Origin of the sequence: Sphingomonas sp. TZW2008 (assembly GCF_002117915.1) — a bacterium.
GTDB lineage: Bacteria > Pseudomonadota > Alphaproteobacteria > Sphingomonadales > Sphingomonadaceae > Sphingomonas.
Genome location: NZ_BDJB01000012.1, coordinates 1 through 14,244, shown reverse-complemented (window position 1 = coordinate 14,244; position 14,244 = coordinate 1). Strand labels below are relative to the sequence as shown.

12 protein-coding genes and 2 pseudogenes are annotated in these 14,244 nt (G+C 57.6%); 4 read left to right on the top strand and 10 right to left on the bottom strand.

Annotation, left to right across the window (positions count from 1 at the left end; all coding sequences use genetic code 11):
- Window positions 1-24: 24 nt before the first annotated feature.
- On the bottom strand, window positions 25-369 hold the full coding sequence (locus B7L05_RS17010) for a hypothetical protein (protein ID WP_144037312.1): 345 nt from the start codon (window positions 367-369) through the stop codon (window positions 25-27).
- A 325-nt stretch (window positions 370-694) separates the two neighbouring features.
- On the opposite strand from B7L05_RS17010, the gene B7L05_RS14295 reads away from it, so the two are divergent.
- Together B7L05_RS14295 and B7L05_RS14285 are read left to right on the top strand one after the other, a co-directional pair.
- Window positions 695-1,369, top strand: a complete 675-nt coding sequence (locus B7L05_RS14295) for a DUF1345 domain-containing protein (protein WP_085810972.1) — start codon at window positions 695-697, stop codon at window positions 1,367-1,369.
- A gap of 1,509 nt (window positions 1,370-2,878) precedes the next feature.
- Window positions 2,879-3,323, top strand: a pseudogene (locus B7L05_RS14285) (IS5 family transposase); the annotation flags it as partial.
- 41 nt (window positions 3,324-3,364) lie between these two features.
- Here B7L05_RS14285 and B7L05_RS14280 read toward each other — a convergent pair.
- The 4 genes and pseudogenes from B7L05_RS14280 to B7L05_RS14265 form a co-directional block, all read right to left on the bottom strand.
- Window positions 3,365-4,345: a sensor domain-containing diguanylate cyclase gene (locus B7L05_RS14280; protein ID WP_085810970.1), complete on the bottom strand. Its 981-nt coding sequence runs from the start codon at window positions 4,343-4,345 to the stop codon at window positions 3,365-3,367.
- Window positions 4,338-4,577, bottom strand: coding sequence for a hypothetical protein (locus B7L05_RS14275; protein ID WP_085810969.1), 240 nt, complete (start codon window positions 4,575-4,577; stop codon window positions 4,338-4,340). Before B7L05_RS14275 ends, B7L05_RS14280 begins: the two co-directional genes overlap by 8 nt.
- Window positions 4,578-5,054: 477 nt before the next feature.
- Window positions 5,055-6,174: pseudogene (locus tag B7L05_RS14270) on the bottom strand (IS3 family transposase).
- A 433-nt stretch (window positions 6,175-6,607) separates the two neighbouring features.
- The gene (locus B7L05_RS14265; RefSeq protein WP_085810968.1) at window positions 6,608-6,850 is read right to left on the bottom strand and encodes a DUF6894 family protein; all 243 of its coding nucleotides are present in this window, start codon (window positions 6,848-6,850) and stop codon (window positions 6,608-6,610) included.
- 224 nt (window positions 6,851-7,074) lie between these two features.
- Between B7L05_RS14265 and B7L05_RS14260 the strand changes: the two genes are divergently transcribed.
- Window positions 7,075-7,788, top strand: a complete 714-nt coding sequence (locus tag B7L05_RS14260; protein WP_085810967.1) for a Crp/Fnr family transcriptional regulator — start codon at window positions 7,075-7,077, stop codon at window positions 7,786-7,788.
- Between the two features lie 1,053 nt (window positions 7,789-8,841).
- Here the strand turns inward: B7L05_RS14260 and B7L05_RS14255 are convergent.
- From B7L05_RS14255 to B7L05_RS17510, 5 genes are all read right to left on the bottom strand, one after another.
- A complete protein-coding gene (locus B7L05_RS14255; RefSeq protein ID WP_179187233.1) occupies window positions 8,842-9,429 on the bottom strand; it encodes a TadE/TadG family type IV pilus assembly protein in 588 nt (195 codons plus the stop codon).
- Between the two features lie 68 nt (window positions 9,430-9,497).
- Complete coding sequence (locus tag B7L05_RS17005) at window positions 9,498-10,022, bottom strand: hypothetical protein (protein WP_144037311.1); 525 nt, start codon at window positions 10,020-10,022, stop codon at window positions 9,498-9,500.
- Between the two features lie 107 nt (window positions 10,023-10,129).
- Entirely contained in the window at window positions 10,130-12,139 is a 2,010-nt protein-coding gene (locus B7L05_RS14250; protein ID WP_085810965.1) for a TadE/TadG family type IV pilus assembly protein, read from the bottom strand.
- Between the two features lie 952 nt (window positions 12,140-13,091).
- The gene (locus B7L05_RS17000; RefSeq protein ID WP_144037310.1) at window positions 13,092-13,313 is read right to left on the bottom strand and encodes a hypothetical protein; all 222 of its coding nucleotides are present in this window, start codon (window positions 13,311-13,313) and stop codon (window positions 13,092-13,094) included.
- 87 nt (window positions 13,314-13,400) lie between these two features.
- The gene (locus B7L05_RS17510; protein WP_179187232.1) at window positions 13,401-13,574 is read right to left on the bottom strand and encodes a hypothetical protein; all 174 of its coding nucleotides are present in this window, start codon (window positions 13,572-13,574) and stop codon (window positions 13,401-13,403) included.
- 132 nt (window positions 13,575-13,706) lie between these two features.
- Between B7L05_RS17510 and B7L05_RS16995 the strand changes: the two genes are divergently transcribed.
- Window positions 13,707-14,084 (top strand): hypothetical protein, encoded by a 378-nt coding sequence (locus B7L05_RS16995; RefSeq protein WP_144037309.1) that lies wholly within the window; start codon window positions 13,707-13,709, stop codon window positions 14,082-14,084.
- Window positions 14,085-14,244 lie beyond the last annotated feature (160 nt).

Sequence of the window (14,244 nt, the reverse complement as noted above, 5' to 3'; positions counted from 1 at the left end):
CACGCTCTCCTTACGGAGCCTGAATCAGATCACGCATCCCACATCAATGGGTCCTGACCCTAGCATCCAGTGAGCCTCGAGCTTCTCCACCTCGTCGAGCCAGTCGCCTTTCGTATCTCTGGAAGGAAGCTGCTCAGCCTCGTTACTCGCACCATAGACTGGTCCTGCCCAAGTCGCCCTTGCCACGTCCAAATCGTGCATCTGCGGGATGATAGAATCGGAAGAATCTTGATCCTTGCGCGGCATCGCTACTCTACCGCTCGTCAGAGCAATTGGGCTGATCTGGCCGACAGCGTATTCAGCAATTAGCGCCCCGGTAAGTATGCTGCCGAGAAGGCCGCTTGCGGCGTACGCCCAGATCTTGGCCACTCGGTGCCGGTTGCGCCGACGCCTTAGTGTCAAATTTCCACTCCCCGGTCGATTTGCGTCGTCAACGTTCGGAAGCCGTTCCAGTCACGAAACCAAATGGTTGCGCTTCCGTTTTGTAGCTGCGCCAAAGGATCAGGTGAAGCTGTCTGTTGCAAGCGGATCAGCAATTCATCGGAACGTAGCGGCTCAATATAGGCAGCTTGCGGCTTGCGTATCATGGCCGCGTGTAGGGAGGGACGGAGAAGTTTCACTCTTTCGTCCTGCCATCTCGGGCCATTTGCGTATGCGGTATGCGCCAAGTGGCTAGTAAGGTCAGCAGTCCTATATGGAACAAAGTGCATATGAGGTTACCGATCTGATCGGTCAAAAGCTTGGCTTCGGTCGCAGGTTTGGGCCGCCACGCTTCATAATGTTCTGTGTGCTGCTCCCGGTCGCCGTGCTCGCGCTGAAGCCTCTCATTGGTATCGACAAAGCGCTACTCGCAGGCTTCGACATTGCCAGCGGCGTATTCCTTATATCGGTCCTGCCCCTACTGCGGCAGGGGACTGTCGCCGAGATGCGAACCCAGGCCGAGGAGAACGACGCAAACCGGGGCATCCTGCTAATTATTACCGGTGTGGTCATGCTGGCGGTCATGGCATCTGTTGCATGGGTGCTTCAGGGCGAGAAAGATGCCTACGGCATCGCATTGTCGATTGGTACGCTACTGCTTGCCTGGGCATTCTCCCACGTCGTCTACGCGCTTCACTACGCACACATATTCTACGGCGACACCGACAAGGATGATGCAGACGACAGAGGTATCGATTTTCCCGGCTGCAACGAGCCGGATTACTGGGAGTTTCTTTACCTAAGCTTCGCGCTCGGCATGACGCTGCAGCCAGCCGACGTGAGCATTCTTACCCGGCGGCTGCGACGAACGGTACTCGGCCACTCTATAGCTGCCTTCATCTTCAACCTGGGGGTCGTTGCTTTTACAATCAACATCATCAGTAGCTAAGCCGCGATTTGGCCGGACGGAAGCCTACAGGCGGAAGGGCAAGCTGGCAGAGTTCCCAATCACCCTGATCTTTAACGATCCCTTGAGCATGCCACGTGGTTCAGAGGGTTATGCTCCGCGCATCACCGCGCTGAGGACGTATCGTAGATTAAGTCTTAATTTTAAGACTATTTTCAGACGCGTGACGTTGAGCCTTGTGAGAAGGCCTTCATGAAAACCGCATTAATCGTCGGATGAATTTGCAGAGCACCTTTGAGGTTCGCCTGATCCTACAGATCTCCGCTATCATGATCGAATTGATTCTCTTGGCTTGGTTCGCTCTCGTCGAATAACGTGGCCCTTGGATTCGATCAGCGCTGCTACATTGATCTTTATCGATCATTCCACCTCCACGCTAATGGCGCGGGGAGCCTCGTCATCGTGATCGCTATTGCATATTCCATCATCTCGAATGAAGCTCGCGCTCTGGATGTCGTGAGCAGCGACGCCGGTGAAAGGCTGATCGGAGCGGCTTGGTGCAGCGGAGTGCGAAGACTTGAGTTGTACGGGTTAACCGTCTTGGTTCTCTGATCCCCTAGCGCCTCGCCGTGTCACTACGGATCGGCGAGGCGCCTCTTTCCTCGAGAAAATCGTCTCGTGCGTAGGGTCTCCTGGGCACAGGATTGACGTGCGGGGGATGCGGTATTCCTCCCGTCGTCCGTGGCGCCTCGTCTCACCCTAGATCAGTAAGCCGAGGCGCCTAAGTGTTGGCAGCTCGTCTGCCCGACAGATCGGCTTTCCGTTCGTCGTCCGACCGCACGTCGCGCCCGCCCTCCCGCATGCGAGAAAGGCGCTCAGTTGTTAATGCCGTCGAAAGTGGTGCTCTACTACTTTGGTCAGGCACGTACCGCGCGCCGTGAATACTGAAGCGCATACGCGCGGTCGGCGCCATCCAATTAGGGGCAGCTTCCTAGGCGCAAATATGTCGTCCGTTGCCGCTCGAGGTTCTAAGGCAGCCAAAAGTGGAAAGGACGAAATTGATCGACGACCCGGCAAGCGACAAGCCGCTGCGGTCCCAACTCGAAGGCAACTCGGCGCCCAGCCCGCTGCCGAACATTTGGATCGCGTAACGGTCCCGTAGCCAGTCCGGCCCTCTTTTCGACCAACCTGTACGCCACCCGAAGGAGGTAACCTCTATCGGCCGCACGCCAACGTTGACGACGCTGAATGACACAATATCAAGCGTTAAGAGCGAAGCGCCAAAGATCACTCGCCTGCCAACGACAAATTGCATTCGTTCTCTGCGCTCAGACAGAACTATCCAAAGTGACACGGCGACCGCGGCGGCCGTGAAGGCTGCGCCGATAATCTGACCGATAGCAGCTGCGGCCGTCCAAAATAGAGTCGGATCATTCATCGCGTGGGTGTATCGCTTGACTGCTCCTAAGCAACAGCGTTCGTACTGTCCTCATCTCCGCTGTACGCAGCCCGTGCTTAAGAGCGTTGCTGTTTCCTCGTGGAGACGAAGCGGCGCCTTACCTGAAAGCACACCGCACAGCATCGAGCCTGCGGGTTAAAAGGGGGGCCTCGGACGGCTGATCGGTCGCACCAAAGGCGGCATGAGCACCAAGCTGCACGCCGTCAGTGATGCGGACGGGCAGCCCTGGAGCTTCTTCATTACCGCCGGACAGGTCAGCGACTACAGGCACAGTGACTGCTCGGCGACCGAGGGTATGAAGCCGACTGGTTCAGAGACGCTCTGGAAGCCAGAGGCATCCAGCCCTGCATACCGGGCCGCAGATCGCGCAACGAGCCGGTCAGATACGACAAGCGACGGTACAGGCGCCGGAGCCGCATCGAGATCATGTTCGGCAGACTGAAGGACTTGCGCCGCGTCGCAACTCGCTACGATCGCTGCCCAACCGTCTTCTTCTCTGCCGTCGCCCTCGCAGCCATCGTCATCTTCTGGCTTTGACCAATGAGTCCCGACCCTAATTTCATATTTTTATCTAAGCGCTATTCCCAAACTCGAACGCAGTTCCGACCAGCGGCTTTCGCAGCGTAAAGCATTGTATCGGCCTGCTTCAACCAAGTGTCGAATGATACAGTTTCAGAACTGAGGGGTGCACCGCCAAAGCTGGCAGTGACATGAATCGTGGTACCGTCTTCTAAGACGATCGACTGGTTGGCGATTAGGTAACGCAAACGTTCGATGACGGCGGTCGCTTCGTGACCGATGGTTTCGGGCAGCAAGATTGCAAACTCTTCACCGCCAAGGCGACCAAATACATCGGACGGGCGTAGCGTTACCCTCAAAATATCAGCAACCTGCTGAAGCACCCGATCGCCGACTGCATGACCATGGGTGTCGTTGACCGTTTTGAAGTGATCGAGGTCGAGCATCACCAGCGTACCGCGACGGCCGTAACGATTAGCTCGCGCGATCTCGCGATCGGCTTGATCGTTGAAACCTCTTCGGGTGAGAGCACCAGTTAGATGATCGACCTGCGCGATCATGCGCAGCTCGAGCTCATCGCAGACGATGTTGGCGAAGTTCGATAGGATAGCCACGTCCGCAGGGCTAAAACGCCGAGGACGCGTGTCCATCGCGCACAGCGACCCAATATTGTAGCCTTCGGGTGTGCGAAGCGGTACCCCAGCATAGCTCTTAATGTACGGAGGCCCCTTCACAAGCGGGGTGCCCGCGAAGCGCGGATCAAGGTCGGTATCCTCGACAATCAATGGTTCGCGTTGCTGGATGGTGTGAGTACAGAACGATACCGATCGAGGCGTCTGGTCCACTTCCAGTCCTCGCTTGGCCTTGAACCACTGGCGATCACGGTCGACGAGCGTCACCGTCGCCATTGGAACCGCGAGTACAGTTCGCACGAGTGTGACAATCTTCTCGAACGGCTCCTCGACCGCAGTGTCCAGCACCTCTAACCGGTGCAGAGCGGCGATGCGCGCAGGTTCATCCCGAAGCAGGGAATCAAGCATGACCCGCCTCCAGCATCATGCTGCGGATAACGGCTGTTAATTCGTCGGCATAGCTGTCTACCAGGACCCGCACACTACTCTCTATCGCGTCTCCCGCGATCCCAGCAGAGCGCATGCTAGCCACTAGCGCGCTCAGGTGCGCTTGATGACGCTGCACGCTTTCAAGCAATTCCGCCGGAATCTCGAGAGGCTCTGCGGCTGTTGGGGTGGGAAGAAGTTGATCGATACGCATGACTGATCCTCGGCGCGCCTGTCACGTTCGGTTAGGCGACAATGCTTAACGAGACGCAAAGCAGCGCGCCTGCAATCGGCTGATCGGGGAACAGGAACCGGCAGGTCGGTAGCGGCTGCATCGTAGCGAAATGCTTCAGAAAGCCATTTCGCTTCCTAAGGGGATAGCCACTACGAGTTGGCAAGGCGCCTTCTTTTAAACAGCAGTTGTAACGGATCTCGCTGTAGGCATGCCTCCTACGGCACTATTTCTCGCGGCGGGGCAAAACGATCCCAGCCGTTAACAAACTCGGCCCGTTGGCTTCCCCATAGTCGGGCGGGCCTCTTTTTCTCAGGTTCTGACATTGCGCTTGCACCGTGGGTTACTCCCGAGCGGAGTAGCCGCTCCGAGGAAGTGATCTTCTTGCGGTTCTCCCGGGCGCCTTGCCTCTTCCTAATCGATAAGATGAGGCGCCCACCGTTGACGTGCTCCCCGTTTTCAGGCCGCTGATAACTTAGCTTCGGTGTCCATATGCCCCTGGCGGGGGCGGTTCGTAAACTCGGCGGGTGCCAGCCCGCCAAGGCTGCTGTGCGGACGCACGGTGTTGTAGTCCGTCCGCCATGCCTCGATGATCCGTCTCGCCGCAGCCAGCGATGGGAACAGGTGCTCGTTCAGGCACTCGTCGCGCAAGCGACCATTGAACGATTCCACGAAGCCGTTCTGCTGCGGCTTACCCGGCGCGATGTAATGCCACTCGACCCCGGTGTCCTGGCACCAGGCGAGGACGGCGTGACTGGTCAGCTCGGTCCCGTTGTCGCTGACCACCATGCACGGCAGCCCGCGACGTTCGGCGATGGCGGTGAGTTCGCGGACGACACGCCGGCCCGACAACGAGGTGTCGACGATACACCCCAGGCACTCCCGGCTGTAATCGTCGATGACGTTCAGCAGACGGAACCGCCGGCCGCAGGCCAACGAGTCCGACACGAAGTCGAGCGACCAGCGCTGGTTGGGTTCCTGCGGGATCGCCATCGGCGCCCGCGTGCCAAGCGCTCGCTTCCGGCCACCACGCTTGCGTACCGTGAGCCGCTCCTCGCGATACAGCCGATACACCTTCTTCAGGTTCATGCCCTTGCCCTCTCGCCTGAGCAGGATCGCCAGCCGGCGATAGCCGAACCGGCGTCGCTCGTTGGCGATCTCACGCATCCGATCGCAGACAGCATCGTCCTTCCCGCGAAGCGGCTCATATTGCCATGCCGACCGATTGACCCCGATCAGCCTGCAGGCGCGACGCTCGGAGAAGCCGTGATCGGCCATCAACTTCTCCACCGCAGCGTAACGCTCCGCAGACCGGGTCAGCTTTTTCCCAGCAGATCCTTCAGCGCCGACACATCCACATCGACTCCGCCAGCAGCTTCTTCAGCCGTCGGTTCTCATCTTCCAGCGTGCGCAACCGTGCCGCCTCCGACACCGTCATCCCGCCGTACTTCGACTTCCAGTTGTAGAATGTCGCATCGCTGATGCCGTGCTTCCGGCATAGCTCGGCGGTCTTCACGCCCGCCTCGTGCTCACGCAGCACGCCAATGATCTGATCCTCGGTAAAACGGCCTCGCCGCATCGCTCGTCTCCATCTGACGAGCTAACCTACCAATGGCATGATTTCCGGGGAGCAGGTCACCGTCTATCAACAAGCGCGAGCGTTCCTGACCGCAGCGGGACTAATCTCCACCGTTGGTAGAGTTTCAACAAATGACGAGGGGTAGGGCTTCGCCTCTCCCTTTTCTACCGGTTTCGAAAACCGAGGGCGTCCCGCGCTAACGCGTATAGACAACATACGCAACGATACCACCTGCCGCGGCTACCATTGCTACTTTAGCTATCGGCGGGGACGCGAAGCCAAGCGGCTCACAGTGGCCGAAAACAATCGTTCCGCTAACGCCCAATTGCAGACGTTCAGCGGTCGCAAATCGCAGCCGGGACTGGGGAGCCTGTTCAAGTGCGGGCGCAATCCGGAGCACGCAACCGCGATCGCCCGTCTGTTCACCGTGCTGCTAGGGGACGGAAGACGCGCCTTCCGTTGCGAAGAACGTCAGCTCGAATAGGGTAAGATCGGCCTCGTCGGTCACGCGCATCGTCCACTCTGCGCCCTGCCAGAAGGTGTCCGGATTGTCGGTCAGCAAGGCGCCCGCGAACCGGACGGCTTCGCGCCTCGCAGTCCTGAGGTCCGGTAGTACTGTTCCTTGGACATCGATATATGTTTCGCTATCGCGAACGTGGAAGAAGAAGCGAGCCATGGCACCATCCAGAAAACGGGAGATGGGAGCACATGGGCTCTCAACCGCGCTCGCCAGATTACATTGGCTTGCGGTCTGCCTGATACCATCGTGCTCTAAATCAATCGACCGCTTTCGTCTCAACATATGTGATTGTTCTTGGTGAAGGGCTATTAGGTGTTCTACTTGGCGTTTTGCTCGACAAGGCGTTGGGCGTCGCGGCTGCGAAACGGAGGTGAAGAGCAGTGCTTGAGCGCGTCGTAACAAAGTTGAGCCGGATCAGTCAGCTTTCCAAAGACGATGCCTATAACGTTCTCGCCTGGAACGGGGCCGCGGAGACAATCCATGCGCGAAATATCATTACCAAGGAAAATCAGACAGCGGATAAATGTGCCATCCTGGTTAATGGCATTGCATGTCGATCGAAGATGCTAGCGTCCGGGGAACGACAGATCCTGTCATTTCACTTGCCTGGTGACATGCTCGATCTTCAGCATTTTCTATTTTCGACAGCAGATCATTATATCGAGGCGGTCACCGCCTGTCGCATATGGTGGGTGCCATATCAGCAGATCCGTGACACGATTGGGCAGTCGCCCGCGCTGATGGAGGCGCTTTGGCGCGACACGTTGCTGGATGCTTCCATCTTCCGAGAGTGGATCCTGAACGTGGGTCGCAGAAACGCGAAAACCCGCGTCGCTCATCTTCTGTGCGAGTTGCGGGAGCGTATGGTGGTAGCAGGCGTCAGCTTCGAAGGCTTACCGGACTATATACTGACGCAGGAATACCTGGCAGACGCGACTGGCCTTACGGCCGTGCATGTGAACCGAATGATCGGTGAGCTGCGGGAACGCGGTGCCTTGCCGCCGCGCGGTGAAGCCGTGACTTCGGAACACGTCGCTCTGCTGCGTGCTATTGCGGACTTCCGTCCCAATTACCTGCATCAGCTGGCAAGTTAGCCCGTCCGACGTGGGAACGCGCTGACCGCCAAGCACGGTGTTTGTCAGTCCTGCCGCTTCAAACCTGCGTGATCGACACGTTCGCCTTCCTCCTAAAACCAGACGTTCCAGGCCGCCGCGTTGGCTCCCGAACGCGGACGGGTAGCTTTCAATCGGATGCCCCCTGAAGCTGCCGGTCCGCTTACGCCGAATTGCACACATTGCGAGACCAGTTCGCACTGCTCGAACCGCCGCGAACATTCCAACCTATAATCGGGAGGCAAAACCTCCTTCTGCCCCTTGCCGGCGCTCCTTTCATTTCACCAGGGAACGACGATCCGCGCTGCGCTTTGATGCGACGCGCGATGATTGCGCAAGGATGACTTCAACCTGCGCCCCGCCTCCCCCTTTCGGCGGAGCGCCCTTCTTCCTTGATGCAGTTGTATAAGAAATTTCTTTTGACCGCTAAGTGCCAAGTGCAGGATCGTTGCGCAGCCGAAGTGCATCCGGTCGTGCGACCAACTAGGCCCGCCGCTTCCTGATCGCGGCGGGTCGTTTTTTTACCTCGTGTCTGTCTCACCGGTCGGTTCGGCAGCCGTAATGGTTTATTCTTGTGCTGGTGAAAGTTTCGCGAGACGTTCACCGGACTAGGTAGGCTTGCAGCCTATTTCCCCCTCGGAGGCGCCGCGCTCCGGAACCCACGGCATAGAAAAGGTGCGGTGCCTCACAATAGACTTGCAGGATGAGATCCGACCGGTCAGGTCTAGAGCGCCGGTTGAATGAAGCTTCACCCGGTTTTCCGTGGCGCCTCGTCTCACCCTAGATCAGTAAGGCGAGGCGCCCATTCATCGGTTCTGTGGCGGCAGCGTTGATCTACCCTGCCGCAACCCCACGAGTGTGATACCGGACGCTTTGGCGGCCAAGTTCGCGCCACAGCGACCCAGACTGCTACTGCTACCTTTTGCTACTGTAGCCGTACGACGAAACGCCAAACCTACGGCGTTTGTTAGCCGAAAGCGGCCATTCCGCTTACGCCCAATAGCGAACGCCCGACGAAGGCAACGCTGCATCGCACTATCTACAGCGAGCGACAGGATCGTCGTTGCTGTTCTGAATGGCGCTAGTGTCGCGGTCGTCGCGGACGTAGAAGCTGGCGTACTCGCTGATGATGGAGGATGGCGCCCACCGTGAAGAGATAACCGGTTTATAAGATAACGCGATCTCAGTAAAAACCAGCGGGACCTTGTTCATAGCCTGCACTTGTGAGCCCGTCGGCCCCATGCCAGTCAAGGTCTTACCGGTCGCGCCATCGCCTTCATTCCCGAACGTAGATGCGTGAGCAAAGCGGCCATAGCAGCGCTGCCATTGTATCCATTGCCCGCCGTCGCTGTTCACAACGAGACTTGAGAGGATCACCCTCCCGTTGTTGGACAGGTTGAGGTTACCTGCCTGCAGATCGGCGCCGACAAAAAGATCGTTGATTTGTCCTTCCGTTATCGGACGGTTTCGCAACACTTCCTGTACGCCGATCCGGGAGGCGTTGTCGGCGACCTGCTGAGCTAGCTGGCTGACCTGTTGTCGTACGATAACGTAGTTCGCCAGCTCGATGCCGTAGAGGATCAGCGTTAAGAGTACTGGCAGCACGATCGCAAACTCGATCAAGGCTACAGCACGCCTGTCGCGCAGAACGTTGTCTATATCCGTACGTGGCTCTTCAGCGCAGTCAATTATCACCGCGCACACTTCCGTAAAGGAGCAGCTGCCTGGTCACTGGCCGGTTGATTCCGGAGCAGTGTGCTGGCTGTAAGTGTCGTTGAACTGGCGCGCGTCCACCACTGCATCGGCATGATTGAGGCGTATGTCAGCGTTGCTTTGAGGAGTAGTACATCCTTAGATCCGCCCACGTTAGCGCTTCGGCCGCCTTCGAGGTCCCAACTTCCGCTGTTGTTCGCATCCACATACGACTCGTCATTGTTACAAATGCCGTCCGAGTTAGCATCGACAAACTCTTCGCGCTTCGCTTTCGCATTTTTATAATCATGATATGACGTAACGTCGAACGAGAGGTTTGCGGTATTGATGACCTCCTTAACCGCGCGTTCTACCTTGCCCTTGATGACAGTCTGACGGTCTACGGAGCCCGCGTCTTCAAGCGAATAGTCGCGTGCCGCTTTTTGCAGCTCCCCCTCGAAGACAGCCTTCACATAGAAAGTATGGATACTAGCTAAACCGCCATACATCAGGAGCAGAAGCACCGGCGAGAGAATTGCGAACTCAATAAGGGTGGCAGCTCGCTGATCAGTAACGACAGCGACGAGCCGTCTATAAGACCCTCGCTCTCGTATTCGTTGCCATGATAGCATCAGTGCGTGACCCTCAGCTGCGAGATCCGCGCGGCAATGTCTGCGAACGTCTGATTAAGCTCCGCAGCATTGTTGGCCTGATATGCCCGGCCAGATGAAGCGCAGTCGCTTAGTAGAGACGTAAGTGATGTGCCAAAAGCGATCACCCACACCGTGATGTTCTTCTGATCTTTCGCCACGGTGCATAGGCGGCGAAGACGGTCCTCTACGATACCGTCTTGATCAGAGTTGGAAGGTAGCGAGCCACCCGGCGTACGCCGTCTATCGAGGGCAGAGAGCCCGTATGCGTCGTAATCCGCGATGTTCGTCTCGGTGTCACCATCGGTCATGAAGATGATGTTGCGCGCGATGTTTCCGCCATTAGGCGAGCTACTATTCTCCGATGCGAACAGACCCTCAGCGGACAACAAGCGAAGTCCCCACAGCATACCAATATCGTGGTATGTTCGGCCTCGCGGCACCAAGCTGTTCAGATAACTTGTGAGCGAGGTCTGTTCCGTTGCAGTCCGGATCGTGGCTAATTTTCTGCTAGCCGACGGACACGCGGCGAAGTCGCTCTTATATGAGCCGGGAGTGATGTAGTTATTGCTGACGTGGATCACGTCATTAGGCTGCCACCCGGTGATGTTCGCAGCGCCACCTGCTGGATAATAGTTCGTGACCGAACGAGACCAGACAATATCGGGCAAAAAAGGACGCCACTGTGTGTCCGGGTTGGCTGGGTTGGGCACCATGTCGACATCGAGGTCGTATTCAGTTCCGGTATCCCCCGTACGTACGGTTGTACGTTCCTCGATGCACGCACCTTGACCACCTACACCCCAGTTGAAGCGCTTAACAGCGAAGTTGTTGCCAATCGGAAGCTCGAAGTAGCCTCCGGTGATCAGACCGTTGGCCGAAGAACCCTTGAGAACTGAAACGGTGTATGTGATCTTCTTGTAGTTCCAGTAGTACGTGCGAGTACCTGCCGTGGTCTGTCCGGCGTTTGGATTCTCCTCGACGGTCTGCGTCGCTGTTCGGCTATAGCCGTTATAGGTCGTTTTCGTGATTGTGCAGACGCCGTTACTCGCTCGGGAAGCTGAGTAGGTGCTGCCGTTACGCGTTTGGGTACCGGTCCTGCTGCGCGGTACTGCGGTGCCGTTGGGCGACCACGCTTGCCACGCCGTAGTGTCGGTATAGGACTCGTTCGGAGGAGCCACGCAATTCTCCGACGAACCGTAGCTGGTTGAGGTAGTTATCCCACCCGACCAAGGCGAATAGGTAGTCGTCGTCGTGGTATTGCCCTGCGTGCCACCAGCGTTGTCGATATATTCGTTCTGCTCGCGCGATTGGTACGCCCACTGATCGACCATCCACTCGCGCCTGAGAAGCTGGCCGACGTTTACGGTGGAAGAATACGGTACAAACCCGTAGCGCACCTGCGACCCGGCTGACTGCGCATTGTTGAGGATTGTATAGAAGTCGGTAACCGACTGGCGGAGCGCCGCAATCTTGGATTGCGTATCGCCAACGTTTGTCTCTGCCATTGATAGCGTCGTATCGAGCACGAACATGATGTCGCTGTTAGGCAGCTGCAACATCGCGTCGCAGGTTGCCTCAAGCGGGATGGTCTTCTTCCCGAACATGCCCATGATGACAGTCGGCACAACAACGCTCGCCATCCCATGGACGATTAGGTCGGCGCCGACGTTATACGTCATGGTTAAGTCGGTGGTGCCATAACGGCCACGCGTGAAGTTCAAAGCGAACATGTCGTCAGCAGCTTTTCGTGCGACAGCGTCGAACGATGCGCCGGTCATTCCGCGCCTGCCAGCCAGCGCCGCAGCGTCGCAAGCCTGCTGCAATCGCGACTTGATCAAGTAAGCGCGGCTGATGTCAACGGCGCTACCCGCGAGCGCCAAAAGCGGCACCAGAGCAAAGGCAAAAAGCGTTAGTACGTTGCCGTGTCTCTGCTGGACCAGCTCACGTGGACTCTTCCCCGCCCTTGGTATACAGTCTCGTACCTTCATCGGGCCAGAGTTACGGTAACACAGTTAATAAAGCGTCCATTCCGGACTTGTGCCCGACCCGACGCCCTCGCGTTGAATCACTTTTAGCGCCGCATTCTTCCAAAAACTCAGACATCGCGCCTCGAATCGACGGGGGTATACCCGTTCTCAACAGCACTGAGTTGGTCACAGTCGGGCAGTGAACGTCTAGATCGATGTTAGCGCAGGCTTCGTAAGCGCGCATACCCTGTGGAACACGCCAATCGCGACGGCAGCTTGCTGCTTCAGCTAACTAGGTTCGGGTGGATCACGGTGGAAAAAGCTGAATTAACTACCCAGGAACACGCGCGCGCTGCGGGGAGAGCAGCGGGGGCGCAGGCCAGCATGACCGCCATCGATTGTCCACTCCTTCATGACCGGCTTGATCTACGAAGCGCGTGGATGGACGGCTTCGCCGAAGGGCGAGGTTTACAAACACGCAAGTCTGCGACGACAGCCTGAAGCGTTTTTAGGACCATTAGCGGGTTTAGGTGGATGGCCATATGCCCGCTCGAAGTTCCACCGGGATCGAGTAGCCGCGCTTCAGCAGGCGGGCGACTATGTCTTCGTAACTGTTGATCAGGCTTTCGCCCCATCGGGCCGATCTTGAGGCATTGAAAAGGCGGTTGATCTCGTTCGCGCTGAGCATCCGTACACAACCAATCGCCTGCCAAATGGAATCGATTGCCGCGCACGATAACGCAACGCTCAGGCGCGGACTGTACGTCGCCTATGCAGCGCTCGCTTCTTCAAATGAGCAGATTCTAGCGTCTGTTGATCGATGGCGCGCAGGTGCTCTTCGCGCGTCACGATGTGCGCGAAATGCGCTCGCTCAAAGTGCACCAGCTCTGCGTACATTCCTGCCGCCGTAGCGATCGGAACAATAAGAAACAGTTTCTGTCGTGCGTGTCACTACCGGCGCATCCGCGATCCCTCAATCAGCCGGTTTGATCGCGCGGCGTTCTCTCCGCTGCCGCTCATTCCACTCACTTTCGACCTTTTGTCCGTTCGCCTCGGCCGCCTTGTCAGTTAGCCGGTCGGCGGTTTCCAATGCGGCTTCCGGCGTAACGGCGACGGCAACGCCACCAGGTCCGTCGAGCCGGACCGAGCCGTCCTCCGCAGTCACCTTCGATGCGTCTTTGTAGATCTTACTCATCTGTCACTCCACTTCAGGGGTAACAACGCCTCGGCCAGCGCTCCGATCACATTAAATGCCACGATCTGGGTTAGGCTGATCGTCTCGTTACGCATCGAGCTTGCGCGCGGCGAACAGGAGAAGCATCGAGGCGACGTACGCCGGCTTGTCAGGAAACAGTTCGGGAGGCGGGATCGTCAGATCATCAGGGTAAGGTGATACGATGCCGTAGCGCGCGGCGATCTCGACCTGCTTGGCAATCATGCGATAGCGGCTGCACACGCGGGCTCTCCGGTATGGAGAGGAGCCTTTTCAGACGGCCATGCTCCTCGCGCGCTACGATGTGCGCAAACTGTGCGCCGTCAAAATAGACAAGCTCGGAATACATGAAAAGCTGCCAGCAAACGTATCGTCATGTTTACGCCCGGTGACGCGGAGAAGATGCAACGACGTCGAAAATTTATGGGATATCGGACCGTTGTCGTGCGGAGCAAGGCGGGAATGTCGCTGGCCGCGCTTGCGCGTCGCGTGGAAGAGGTAGACGCTCGATTCATCATACTTAAATTTGGACCAAGCATGAGCGATCGCTCGACAGTCGAACGCGCGTTTACGCTTGCCCGCGAAGGTTCGTGCGCATCTGTCAGGGAGCTAAGGGATCAGCTCAGAGGCGAGCGCTATGAGGGGGTCGATGCACACATCTCGGGCGTTTTGAGCCGACAATTAAAGGCTGAAATTGTTAAACGCTTGGCTAAAATTTCGCAGGCCAAACCATGTCTGTACGCAAGCACATGACAAAGCGGGACGGACGGACCGACTGGGCAATGCGCGTTGAGATCACCCTGCTGCTTGCCGGGATGATTGGAATGACTGCGCACACTCTCGGCCTGATCTAGGGTCAGGACCCATTGATGTGGGATGCGTGATCTGATTCAGGCTCCGTAAGGAGAGCGTG